Here is an 11,639-nt window from a genome sequence, read left to right as displayed (position 1 = left end):
CGTTCAGCGATGTCAGCGGGTGGTGCGCACCGAAGTCAACAGCGCTGCCCACTCGCCAGCGGGCATGTCGAGGTGCCCCAGGTCCCGGTTCTGGGTGTCACGCATTGCAGTAGTGACACCTTCAGCAACCTCCACGCAGTGGCCTTGGTTGCCGCTGTAGCTGGACTTGTGCCAGTCCTTCACGTTCTTTTCTCCTTACAGCGATGCGATGAAGTCGAGACTCTCAGCCGGTGAGAGCGCCAGGCTACGTAGAGCCCCGAACCGCTGATGGCAGTCTGCCACGATCTGGGAGTCCGAGATGACCTGCCCTGAACCTGGCGTCTCCGCGTACACAAGAGACTCCGTATGCGTCATGGTCAGTAGCACGAGCGATCCGTCCATGGCTGCGTGAACGCCACGATCGAATGGAAGGACCTGGAGCTGGACATACGGTAGTTCGGCCTTGGCCATGAGGTGCTTGTACTGCTCCCTCATCACTGACTTTCCACTCGCAGGGCGACGCAGAACCCCCTCATCCACGACGAAGAGCGTGAGAGGAGGGCGGTCCCGGTCGAGGATCTGCTGCCGCTCCAGCCGCGCGTTCAACATCTCGTCGATGTCGTGAGGAACGGGTGGGGGAAAGGCAGCGCTCATGACCGCCCTCGCGTAGCCTTCCGTCTGGAGCAAGCCAGGGATCGCTTGAGCCTGGAATTCGTTGATGATCTGCGCTTTCGCTTCGAGTTCCACGAACTTCTCCAGCCACCAGGGCTGGGTCTGCTTCGCTCCAGGCCACAGGTTCAGTAGCCCACCGTGAGCGTCCAGAGCCTTGTCCGCTAGTTCGGCGAACTTCTTCGATGGCCTCCGGTTGCCTCGTTCGACGGCACCGACCTGCTGTTTTGATGTCCCAGTTGCCACACCGAGGTCTTTTTTGTGACATATCGGACAAATTTCTCAGACGCCGAAGTTCGTTTCCAAACTGAGTGATAGCTGCGCTCTCAGGCAATGAGGTGCGACTTGGCATGGCTACAGGAAACCACATAAGGCTCCACATGGATACGCCTTGGCAAACTTCTGATTCAGAATCCGACTACATGTAGAGGAAATATCTCCTGTTCAGGCAGGGTGGATCCAGGAAACCAGGAATTCAGAATCCTGATTATCCGCCCCGGCCCGCGCCCTTGGGTCGGGGAGTGCCACCGAGAAAGCCGAGGGTGGACTGGCTTCGAGGGACCTCAGCGGCACAGCCGCCCTGACCAGGACACCCGGCAGGGCGTCCCCACAACGAAAAACGCCCCGGGCCGGTAGCGACGGCCTCAGGGCGTGAGCCCCACCCCGAGCAGACCGAGGTGAGACGAATGAAGCCTAGCAACCCACCCCAGAACAGGCCACCAAACCCGGACAACCCACCCCTCAACCCGGCACTCGCGCACGCGTCGAGCGGTACCGGCTCCGTCGGGGCATTCCCACCGGCCACGTGCCCCCGCTCCCCCAGCCCCCCACAGACACATCCGCCCTGACCCACAACGGCCTGGACGCCCTGCTGGCCATCACCCACCAGACCAGGGGGGCCAGCAGTGATCGCCGTCGACACCGGCAGCGACCGCCACGCCTACCACCGATTCCCCGGCACACCCACCTCGATCTCCGAATCCCGCGCCTGGGCAATCGAGACCGCCGAAGAGTGGGGGATCGACGACACCGACGACCTGGCGCTGATCGTGTCCGAACTGACGACGAACGCCATCAAGCACTCCCTCAGCGGCCAGACCGACGGCCGCTTCACCATCCGCCTGTACCTGTGCCCTGACCGGGTGCGGGTGGTCGTCCGCGACGGCGGCCCACGCGGTCAGCGCACTCCGACACGCCGCACCGCTTTGTCGACGGCGGAGACGGGACGCGGCCTGGCTCTGGTGGAAGCGTTCGCCATCGGCTGGGGTGCGCTCCGGTTCGGGACCGGAGTGTGGGCGGAGGTGGCCCGGTGACCGCCCCCGCCTCGCTGGTGCTCTGGCACACCACGCTGCCTACCTCCACCCGGTTGGCTGAGCAGGCGATGGGGTGGATGCAGGCCACCCTCGTCCAGGCCGGGTACGTCCCCCACCCGGCCTGGGACACGTGGTCGATCGACGCCCGCCGGTACGCCCAACGCACCTGGGCGGCGGTCTTCGCTGCTCTGTCTTCGGCCGTACCCGACATGGGTTCCATCACCCCGTGGACCATGCTGGCCGGTGTGGGCGTGGGGACCTTCACCTGGTTCGCGCTGCTGTCCCTGGCCGCGTCCGTGTTGGGGCGCTTTACCGGCCCGCGTTTTCATCGCGGGGTGGACACGGCTGCGGCGATCGGGCTCTTGGCGTTCGCCGCCGTTCTGGCTTGGCAGGTCCTGGCTTCGTGACACCGTGTCCTGGCCGACAAGAATAGGGTACGCCCCGCCGCTCTGCCCTCGGCCACCGACCGGGATAGCCTCACCGTCGGTGTCAGGTGCCACCGCGCCGAGCGGGCTGACATCGCCGGAACAACCTATCGTTCCTTGGTTCCCGGCGGTCAGCGTCGCCCGAGTCGCCACCACCGGCGGCCTTGTCGGAGCTCGGTCAGTTCCTGCTCGGCGAGAGCGAGCCTGTGCTCGTCGCCGCTGTCGCGCAAGCTCTGTACGGCCAGCTTGAGTGCTTCCCGGGCCCGCTCCGTATGCCCCGCCTGGGCCAGAGCGCGGCCGAGGTTGTTCCACGCCCTGGCCTGTCCGTGGATGTCTCCTGCTTGCTGGTAGGTAGTGCGTGCGTGGGTGTGGGCGTCGATCGCCTCCTCAAAACGCCGCGCCTCGGCTAAGGCCAGGCCGAGATTGTTCCACGCCATCGCCAGGCCGTGGATCTCTCCCGCCTGCTGGTGGAGGGCGCGGGCCCGTTGGTGGGCGTTGATGGCCTCGTCGAACCGACCCACCCGGCGCAGGGCCACGCCCAGGTTGTTCCACGCCCACGCTTTGCCCGGGGCGTCGCCTGCTTGGTCAAGGAGGGTGCGGGCGCGGGTGTGAGCGTCGATTGCTTCCTCCAAGCGCCGCATGTCCTGCAGGACCAGGCCGAGATTGATCCACGCTCGTGCTTGTCCGTGGGCGTCGCCCGCTTGTTGGTAGGTAGTGCGTGCGTGGGTGTGAGCGTCGATTGCTTCCTCCAAGCGCCGCATGTCCTGCAGGACCAGGCCGAGGTCGTCCCACGCTCGTGCTTGCCCCTGGGCGTCGCCCGCTTGGTGGTGGAGGGTGCGAGCACGGTGGTGGGCGTTGAGGCTTCGTTGAACTCGCCCACCTGGCGCAGGGCCACGCCGATGCTGTTCCACGACCGAGCTTCGCCACGCGTGTTGTTCATTCGTTGATGGGTGTCGCGGGCCTGGGTGTGCACAGTGATCGCGTCGCTGAACCGTTTCTGACGGTGCAGGTACAAGGCCAGGTGGGTGGGCAGGCTGACCGCGGCGTGGGTGTGGCCGTGGGTGTGTGCGGCCTGCACTGCGGTGATGAGGTTGTCGTGCTCGGCCTGCAACCAGGCCAACGCCTCCTCGCGCCCGGGAAAGGTCTCGGGTGGTGTGTCGCCTGCCAACGCGCGTAGGTGGGCGTCAGCGTCGGCCGCAGTGACGGTGTAGAAGTCCAGCAGCCGTGCCAGCGCCCGGTTTCGGGGGTCGGTCTGCCCGTCGGAGGGAGCGTCACCGGGGGTGGGGTGGGTGCGGGCGTGGTCGGCGAGCAGGTCGTGCATCCCCCACCGCCTCTGAGGGTGGGCGGTGAGCAGGTGGGCGGCGGCCAGGTCCTCCAACACCGCCTCCACCGCCTCGGGTTCGAGGTCGGTGAGGGCGGCCGCCGCGGGGGTGGAGATGTCGGGGCCGGGATTGGCCCCCAGCAGGGCGAAGGCCCGCACGTGCTTGGAGGGCAGGTGGGTCAAGGACGAGTCGAAGACCGCGGCCAGGTCATCACGCCCATCGTCGAACCGGGAGACCTCGGCCAACCGGTCTGCCAGGATGCCCGGTTTGAGGGTGGGGGTGCGGGCCAGCAGGGCGGCGGCGATCTTCAGCGCCAACGGCAGATACCCGCACCGCCCGGCCAACGCGGCCAACCCGTCCCCGTCCCCACTGCGGGGGTCGGTCGGGCCCAGCCGGGCTCGGATCAGCGCGACCGCCTCACCCAGGGCCAGGGTGTCCAGGGTCAGGGGTTGGTGACCGTGGACGGTCAACCGTTCGCGGGAGGTGACCAGCAGTCGGTGCCCGCCCGCGCCCGGCAGGAGTGGTTCGACCTGGGCGTGGGTGTGGGCGTTGTCGGCCACCACCAACACCGGACGGTTCCGTTCGTCGGCCTGGGTGAGGGTGTGCAGCGCCGCCCGGTAGAACGCCGCCCGCCCCTCCAAACCGGTGGGGATGTCGTCGGGATCCACCCCCGCCTGCCGCAACAGGCCGTCCAACGCCGTAGTGGCGTCTATGGGTGAGGTGTGGGGGGTGTAGCTGTGCAGGTCCACGAACAGATGGGCGCAGAACCACCCCCGCTCGGCCGCCACCGCGGCGGCCTGCAACGCCAGGGCGGTCTTACCGATCCCGCCCATCCCCGCCAAGGCGGACACCACCACCGCACCCGACCCCCGCGGTGGTCGATCCCCGACCGCGCCCGTACCCGTAGGGGTGGGGGTGAGGCGGTCCAGCACCTCCTGGAGCTGCTCGGCCCGTCCGGTGAACCCATCCGGTGGGGCCGGCACCGCGAACAACGCCGACGGGGCCACCCGGCCCGGGTAGTGGTGGTGTTCCTCGTGCTTGCCGGTGGTGGGCCCGTGGAAGGCACCACCGGAGAAGTCGACATGGTCGCGGGGGGTGGGGTCGGTCATCGGCGGCCCGTGCCGTCCGATCCGTCGGGACGGTGGTGGTGCTCCTCGTGCTTTCCGACGACCTTGTCGTGGAAGGTGCCGCCGGAGAAGTCGATGTGGTCACCGCCCCCGTGGTGGTGGGTGGTGTTGCCGACCCCACCCTCGACCGTGTCGGCCTGCACGGTCGTCCCGGAGGGGTCACCGGTGATCGTGTTGCCCGCGCCCCCACCCGCCGGGGCCTTCGGGGTGTGGGGGTTGGGTGGGTGGAGCACCGCCCACACCGTCACGGCCCCGGTGGCCACCGCCACCGCCAGGGTGGCGATCCCGGCCAGCTGGCTGACCTCGCCCAACCCCAGATCCAGACCGGGAAACAGGTGAGGCAGGGCCCAGGCCGCCCCGAGCACGACCGTCACCGATCCCAGGATCCATGTCCATAGCCATCGCATGAGCGCATTGTCCACCGCCCGCCTCGGTGGGGGTAGGTGGTTCGCCGGAACCGGTCACCCCTCGGTGTCCCCGCCTGTTCCCCCGGTGAGGGCGCGTCGGCCGCCGCCGAGTTCGGGCACGTGCTTGTACAGCGTCGACCTGGAGACGCCGAGCAGGCGGGCGATTGAGGCCACCGAGTTCTCCGGGCGGGCCAGCAGGTTCCGGGCGTGACGCACCTGCTCGGGGGTCAACGCCGGCGGCCGGCCCAAACGCGTGCCCGCGGCGCGGGCCGCGGCCAGGCCCTCCTTGGTGCTCTCCACGATGAGTTCGCGGATGAACTCGGCCAGGGCGGCGAAGACGTGGAACACGAGCCGGCCGCCGGGGGTGGTGGTGTCCAGCGCCTCGTGCAGCGAACGCAAACCCACGCCGGCGTGGTTCAGGTCGCTGACCAGGGTGATCAGGTCGGCCAACGAGCGGGCGAGCCGGTCCAGGGAGACCACGACCACCGTGTCTCCGGGGCGTAGGAAGTCCAGGCAGGCGGTGAGTTCGGGGCGGTGGGCGTCGCGGCCGGAGGCGGTGTCGGCGAACACCCGCACACACCCGGCCGACTGGAGGGCGGCGCTTTGGCGGTCGAGTTTCTGGTCGGGGGTGGAGACGCGGGCGTAGCCGACCAACGCCCCACCTGGCCGGGAAGGGGGCGAGCGGATCGTCCGGGTGGGAGAGGGCGGGCGTGGTGTCCATGCGTGAAGTGTACGAAAAACCCCATGCCGTGGTTTGGTGGACACCGCGGGTTTCCAACACGTTTTACCGACACTCCCGGGCCCGGTTCAGCGCCCTCGAGGGCTGTCGCTTTCCGAAGCCGTCTGCACGGATGACCGGAGTCCGCTGCACGCATGGCCGGTGAGTAGGTACACCAGGCCCTCACACCTCGCCGAAGACGGGGTGTAGCAGCGCGGGTGGGCCGCGTTCTCCATGCTGCCCACCCCAACACTGCTACCCGGGCAGGTTCTCCGAGCCAACCAGCACAAGGCGGAAAAGCTGGTTCGGCCCGCCGTGGCGGGTGTACTGAATGATCGGCGCATGGTCATCGGTGCGGATCTCATGGACGTCCAGCCGCTTGCCGGCGAACGTCCTGATCTCGAACAGCCCCTGGCCGACCGGGTGGAGGGAGAACCGCTGGTTCGGCCCGCCGTGGCGGCTGTACTGAATGATCGGCGCGCAGTCCTCGGTACTGGCGCCCTGGACGTCCAGACACTTGCCGGCGAACGTCCTGATCTCGTACAACCCGTCACCTGTTGGGTGGAAGGTGAACTGCTGGTTCGGCCCGCCGTGGCAACTGTGCTGGACGATCCTCGTATTGTCCTCGGTGCTGACGCCCCAAACGTCCAGGCTCCTGTTGGCGAACGTCCAGATGTGGAACGGACCCAACGGGCCGCTGTCGAGTTGCCGCAGCGCCTGCGAGAGAGCAGCGGCATCCGAGTACCGCCGGGCGGGGTCCTTGTCGAGCAAGGTCAGCACGAGATCGTCCCAGTCGGGCGGGACACCCTCGGCCACCGAGCTGGGCGCGGGCGGCTGCTGGGTGAAGTGCGCGGTGAGGTAGCCCATGGCATCGGGGGCCTGGAACGGCGGCCGGCCCGTGATCAGCTCGAAGAGAAGGCAACCCAGGGCGTACAAGTCGCTGCTGGGTTCTGGGTAGCCTCGTGCCTGTTCAGGGGCCATGTAAGCGGGTGTGCCCACGATGAAGCCCGTTCTGGTGACCCGGGTCGCGATGGGATCGGTTGCCTTCGCAATGCCGAAATCGAGGACCTTCACGCCGCCGGAGGGGGTGACGAAGACGTTGGACGGCTTGATGTCCCGGTGCACGATCCCGTCTTTATGCGCATCAGCGAGCCCCTCACAAATCTGTAGACCCCACCGGGCCACGTCCTGCAGAGCGACGGAGCCTCGCTTCAACACCACGTCCAGGCCCTCGCCGCGGACCATCTCCATCACCAGGAAGGGGACACGGTCATTTCCCGTGCCGGTCTCGCCGAGGTCGTGGATGGTCACGACGTTGGGGTGCTGTAGTCGGGCGGTGATCTGTGCCTCGCGCAGGAACCTGGCGCGCGCCTCATCACCGTGGCTTCCGCCACCGGCGAGCTGGGAGATCAGCTTGACGGCGACGGAACGCTCCAGCGTCTCGTCCTGTGCCTCCCATACCTGCCCCATGCTGCCCTCGCCGAGCTCTCGCACCAGCCGGTAGCGGCCCCCGAGAAGTTGGTCTCTCACTGCTGCGCCTCCCCTGTTGGCATGACGGCGGACCCTGCCTCCGCGAGGTAGCGATGAAGGGAGGTCTTCGGGATTCCGGTTTTCGCGGAGATCTGCCCGAGGCTGGTGCCCTGTTGTTTCAGCAGCCTGGCGTACTCGATCTTGTCAGTGGGGTGGGCGACGGGGCGGCCGATCCGGCGCCCGGCCGCCTCGGCCACACTGCGCGCGTGGGCGGCCCGTTCGGCGGTGAAGGTGCGTTCCATCTCGGCGAACAGGGCCAGTAGGAGGAAGGCGATGTGGCCCATGCCCTCGTCGGCGGTGTTGATCGGCAGGGGGTCGGCCAGCGAGCGCACCCCGATGTCCTTCTCGCCTAGGTCGTGGACGAGGTTGAGGACTTCGCGCATGTTGCGGCCGAGCCTGTCGAGGGTGTGCACGATGACGGTGTCGCCGGGGCGGGCGTAGGCGAGCAGGTCGGCCAGGCCGGGGCGTTCGACGGTGGCGCCGCTCTTCTTGTCCACGTAGATTCGGTCGTCGCCGATGCCCGCTTGGGCCAGGGCGGCGAGCTGGCGCTCCAGATGCTGCTTGGTGGTGGAGACCCGGGCGTAGCCGAGGTCGACCCCGGTGGCGGGGCGGTCGTGGGTTCCCATGGCCGAACCGTACCGCAAGTCGATTCCGTACGGGCCTTTCGGAACACTTCTTGTGGAACGACTTTCGGAACGATCGGCGGGGTGATCCGCCCAGGATGCGCACGCCGGGCCCCGCGCCATCCGATCCGTTCCACTTCCAGGATGTGGAACGCTCCTCACGTCAGGTCCTCGCGGCCGAGTTCCCGGGCACTGGGCAGGAACTCGGCGGGGACCCCGGCGCCGGACAGGAAGACGCGCTCTACCTCGAACCGGTCAAGGGTGCGGCAGCCGCGGGTGAGGAAGTGCAGGAGCTGGCGGGCGAAGCCGCGGTCGGTGCGCGCCAGGCGAAGCGCCGCTTCCAGTTGGGTGACGGCCTCCTGCCAGGCGTTGCGGTGGGGGGAGGGCTGGTCGCCGTCGTAGACGTGCCGGTGCGGCGGGGGCCGCAGCGCGGAGGCGAGTCTGCCCCGGGGGACGATAACTCCGTCGGCGGCCAGGTGCAGCGCGGTTCCCGCCGCGTGCAGCATCGCCTCTTGGATCTCCGGCTTCAGATGCTCGTAGGGCCGCCAGGTGTTCAGCCCGGCGCGTTCGGCGCGGCCGGTGGCCTGCCAGATCCGCTCCAGCGTGGCCCGGCCGTGGGCGCTGCGGGTAGTCAGGGCGAGGCTGACCTCGTCCAGCAGGCCGCGCAGCAGCCGGAACCACACCCCGGCGTGCACGCTGCGGCCCGGCAGCGCGACCCGGCCGGTGGTGAGCGCTTCGTAGGTGTAGCGGTCCACGGTGGCCAACGGTCCCTCCGACGGGACCGGGCCCGGACCTTGGCGTCCGAGGGTGACCGACAGCGTGACCTCGGTGGCGTCCTCCAGTCGGCACCCGTGCTCGACGCAGCCGGTCATCAGCGGCAGCCGCCACACCAGGGCACGGCCGCGCTCGGAGTCGGTGGCGCAGAGCGGGCAGGCCCGGTGCGGCGGCCAGTACGGGAACCACGGCCCCCGCCAGCGCTTCCCTCGGGGCGCGACGTTGTTGGCTCCGGCCTCATCGGGGGCCAGGAGTGCGGAGTTGTCCCGGACATAGGTGTCGAACACCGTCTGGGCGGCCTGTGCTGGTACGGGAAGCATGTCGAAGAGCCACGGCTGCCAGCCGACCCACGTCATCGCCTTCAGCTGGGCCAGATCCACGCCGGTGCGCTCGGCCAGCGCGGCGAGCATCGCCTGGGGCGGATCGTAATCCAGGTCGTCGGGGACCCACAGGTCGACCAGGCCGAGGTTTCGGGTCAGCAGGTCCCGCACCGGCATCTCGTAGAGCTCGGCGAGCTGTTCCAGCCAGGACGACAACGACTCCAGTGGGCCGGGGCGGGGTGCAGCGGCCAGCGCCGCAGTGAGCTCATGTGAGCTCGCGCTCGAACTGTCGGCGCCGCTCGCTCGGCCCGGCGTACGGCGCCAACCCCAGGGTGCGCTGGTTGATGGCCTCCTCGCCGGACTCGATCGCGGCCACGGCTGCGTCGGTGAGCAGGTGGGTCAGCTCGCCGATCGTGCCTTCGCTGCGGGTGAACAGGTAAGCGGCCATCTCGGCGGACGCGATTGGTGAGGGCCTATGCAGCGGGAACGATGCGGCGAAGCTGGCCAGCAGCGAGCGGGCGTCGGCGTCGGCCTCCCAGCGGGGCAGGGGGAGCGGGGCGAACCGGTTCTCCAACTGGTCGTCGGAGCGGATGGCCAGGTAGGCGTCCCGGGTGCCGACAGCGATCAGCGGGATGCGCAGTTCGTTGCCCAGGTAGCGCAGCAGGTTCAAGAACTCCCGGCGGGTGTCGCCCCGGCCGCCGAGCACGTTGTGCAGCTCGTCGATCACCAGCATCCGCACCCCGGCCGAGCGCAGCAGCCGCAGCACCAACTGCTCTAGCTCCGCCACCCGGTAGCGTGCCCGCAGCGGCGCACCGAGCGCGGCCAGCAGCGCGGTGTAGAACCGGCCCACCGACGGCTCGGAGGGCATCTGTACCACCAGGACCGGGAACTCTTCGCGGTCGGGGTGGGACACCGGCGGGTGGGAGCGGCGGAACTTCTCCACGATCATCGACTTGCCATTGTTGGTCGGCCCGATCAGCAACAGGTTCGGCATCCGCTGCTTGGACGGCCAGGCCAGCAGCGTCTCCAACCGCTCCAAGGCCTCGTTGGCGCGGGGGTAGCCGATCCACCGGTCCGCCCGCACGTACCGCAGCCTCTCGGCGTCCGGCAGCCGCGCGATCTGCTGGGCGGCCGGGTGAAGGTGCGCCAGGTCCACCGGCTCGTCGGAGTTCACCACTGCTCGATCACCTCGAACGGTCTGGCCGCGGCTTCGCCTGCCGGGGCAGAGGGCGGTACCGCCGGATTCGTCGGCTGCGGCCGGGGCGGTACCTCGGTGCGGCGCTGGCGGTCGCGGCGGGCCTTGCGGGTGGACGCCGACGCGGCATCGGTGATCTCGCGCATCTGTTCCACCATGGCGAACAGCGCGTTCTCATCCACCTCGGCCCGTCCGAGGTCGCGCAGCCGCGCGATGGCGGCTTTCTGCTCCCAGGCGGTGATCGGCGGCCGTGACAGCGTCCGGTAGCCGACCTCCACGTAGGTGAAGCCGTCGGGGGCCAGGGCCCAGATCCGGCTGATGTCGCGCGGGTCGCGGCGCAGGACGAACCGGCCCAGCCTCTCGCGGCGGGCGATCCAGGGTTTCAGCGCGTCGCTGTAGTACTGCACGTGGTCGATGACGAACCCCGACCGCGACAGGGTCCGGCGGATCACCGGCAGGAAGTCCACCAGGAACGCCGTCTGGCTGGTCACCGTCACCGGCGGGGCCGCTGCGGCCTTGTCCGCCCAGACCCCGGCTGGGGTGCGGCCCAGCGTCTCGTGCACTTGGCCGTGGTAGGAGGCGACCGCCAACGCCAGCCAGCGTTGCAGCTCCGCCAGCGTCAGCACGGCCGTGCCGTCGCTGTCATAGGCACCGCGCTCCACGGTGTTGGAGAAGGTGGTGCCCGGCAGCTCGTGCACCATCTGCATCGTCGTGCCGATCAGCCGCTCGACGATCCCGCCGAAGTGCGGCCTGCCGGGCGGCCGGTAGCCCAGCTTGATGCCGTGCTGGTCGCAGCCGCGGCGCAGGGCCTCGCTCTTGAACTCCGCGGCGTTGTCCACGTACAGCTCGCACGGCTTGCCGCTCATCGGCCACTCCGCCTCCACCCCGAGCCGCTCCAGCCAGGGCCGCTTGTCGGTCGCCGTGTGCGCCAGGCACAGCCCGACCGAGGTCGCCGACGGCGCTTCCAAGGTCACCACCAGGCCCACCACGCACCGGCTGGCCATGTCGATCGCCGCCGTCAAATGCGGTCGGCCGATCGGTAACCGGTGCTGTTCGTCGACCACGATCACATCCACCGGCGTGTGGTCGATCTGCACCTGCTCCAGCAACTCGGTGACCGCGGGCGGCACGCCCCCGGCCGACCGCAGCGGGCGGGCCGCCTCGCTTCCCTGTCGCGCGGTGGTGGCCGAGACCGGATCCAGTCGTGCGATCCGGCGCAGCACCGTCCCCCGGGAGG

Annotated in this window: 12 protein-coding genes; 2 read left to right on the top strand and 10 right to left on the bottom strand. The window is 69.1% G+C overall.

Features of this window, described 5'->3' with window-relative positions:
• Positions 1 to 12: 12 nt before the first annotated feature.
• Both BJF83_RS23710 and BJF83_RS23705 read right to left on the bottom strand, forming a co-directional pair.
• Positions 13 to 183: a DUF397 domain-containing protein gene (locus tag BJF83_RS23710; protein ID WP_075928062.1), complete on the bottom strand. Its 171-nt coding sequence runs from the start codon at positions 181 to 183 to the stop codon at positions 13 to 15.
• Between the two features lie 12 nt (positions 184 to 195).
• Positions 196 to 894, bottom strand: a complete 699-nt coding sequence (locus BJF83_RS23705) for a DUF5753 domain-containing protein (protein WP_262391818.1) — start codon at positions 892 to 894, stop codon at positions 196 to 198.
• Positions 895 to 1,553: 659 nt separating this feature from the next.
• Between BJF83_RS23705 and BJF83_RS23700 the strand changes: the two genes are divergently transcribed.
• Positions 1,554 to 1,961, top strand: a complete 408-nt coding sequence (locus BJF83_RS23700) for an ATP-binding protein (RefSeq protein ID WP_083678681.1) — start codon at positions 1,554 to 1,556, stop codon at positions 1,959 to 1,961.
• Positions 1,958 to 2,368: a hypothetical protein gene (locus BJF83_RS23695; RefSeq protein ID WP_075928060.1), complete on the top strand. Its 411-nt coding sequence runs from the start codon at positions 1,958 to 1,960 to the stop codon at positions 2,366 to 2,368. Before BJF83_RS23700 ends, BJF83_RS23695 begins: the two co-directional genes overlap by 4 nt.
• A gap of 149 nt (positions 2,369 to 2,517) precedes the next feature.
• On the opposite strand, the gene BJF83_RS31350 is transcribed toward BJF83_RS23695, so the two are convergent.
• The 8 genes from BJF83_RS31350 to BJF83_RS23645 all read right to left on the bottom strand — a co-directional run.
• Positions 2,518 to 3,027 carry a tetratricopeptide repeat protein gene (locus BJF83_RS31350; RefSeq protein ID WP_158070443.1) on the bottom strand — a complete coding sequence of 170 codons (510 nt, stop codon included), beginning with the start codon at positions 3,025 to 3,027 and terminating at the stop codon, positions 2,518 to 2,520.
• Positions 3,028 to 4,813: 1,786 nt separating this feature from the next.
• The gene (locus tag BJF83_RS23680; RefSeq protein ID WP_075928057.1) at positions 4,814 to 5,242 is read right to left on the bottom strand and encodes a hypothetical protein; all 429 of its coding nucleotides are present in this window, start codon (positions 5,240 to 5,242) and stop codon (positions 4,814 to 4,816) included.
• Between the two features lie 54 nt (positions 5,243 to 5,296).
• Positions 5,297 to 5,896 carry a recombinase family protein gene (locus tag BJF83_RS23675; RefSeq protein WP_262391815.1) on the bottom strand — a complete coding sequence of 200 codons (600 nt, stop codon included), beginning with the start codon at positions 5,894 to 5,896 and terminating at the stop codon, positions 5,297 to 5,299.
• 319 nt (positions 5,897 to 6,215) lie between these two features.
• Positions 6,216 to 7,490, bottom strand: coding sequence for a serine/threonine protein kinase (locus BJF83_RS27695; protein ID WP_158070442.1), 1,275 nt, complete (start codon positions 7,488 to 7,490; stop codon positions 6,216 to 6,218).
• On the bottom strand, positions 7,487 to 8,116 hold the full coding sequence (locus BJF83_RS23660) for a recombinase family protein (protein WP_075928064.1): 630 nt from the start codon (positions 8,114 to 8,116) through the stop codon (positions 7,487 to 7,489). Before BJF83_RS23660 ends, BJF83_RS27695 begins: the two co-directional genes overlap by 4 nt.
• A 155-nt stretch (positions 8,117 to 8,271) precedes the next feature.
• The gene (locus BJF83_RS23655; RefSeq protein WP_143832057.1) at positions 8,272 to 9,459 is read right to left on the bottom strand and encodes a TniQ family protein; all 1,188 of its coding nucleotides are present in this window, start codon (positions 9,457 to 9,459) and stop codon (positions 8,272 to 8,274) included.
• A 13-nt stretch (positions 9,460 to 9,472) separates the two neighbouring features.
• On the bottom strand, positions 9,473 to 10,381 hold the full coding sequence (locus BJF83_RS23650) for a TniB family NTP-binding protein (RefSeq protein WP_075928063.1): 909 nt from the start codon (positions 10,379 to 10,381) through the stop codon (positions 9,473 to 9,475).
• On the bottom strand, positions 10,378 to 11,639 hold a 1,262-nt coding region (locus BJF83_RS23645; RefSeq protein ID WP_075928056.1), incomplete at its 5' end, for a Mu transposase C-terminal domain-containing protein. The genes BJF83_RS23645 and BJF83_RS23650, both read right to left, overlap by 4 nt.

It is taken from the genome of Nocardiopsis sp. CNR-923 (assembly GCF_001942255.1).
GTDB lineage: Bacteria > Actinomycetota > Actinomycetes > Streptosporangiales > Streptosporangiaceae > Nocardiopsis.
The sequence above is the reverse complement of the archived record's forward strand: the minus strand, read 5'-3'. Positions and strand labels throughout refer to the sequence as shown.

Bases quoted from the DNA above. Each gene is read 5' to 3' on its own strand.
- BJF83_RS23660 (WP_075928064.1), bottom strand. From the start codon at position 8,116: ATGGGAACCCACGACCGCCCCGCCACCGGGGTCGACCTCGGCTACGCC.
- BJF83_RS23680 (WP_075928057.1), bottom strand. From the start codon at position 5,242: ATGCGATGGCTATGGACATGGATCCTGGGATCGGTGACGGTCGTGCTC.
- BJF83_RS31350 (WP_158070443.1), bottom strand. From the start codon at position 3,027: ATGCGGCGCTTGGAGGAAGCAATCGACGCTCACACCCGCGCCCGCACC.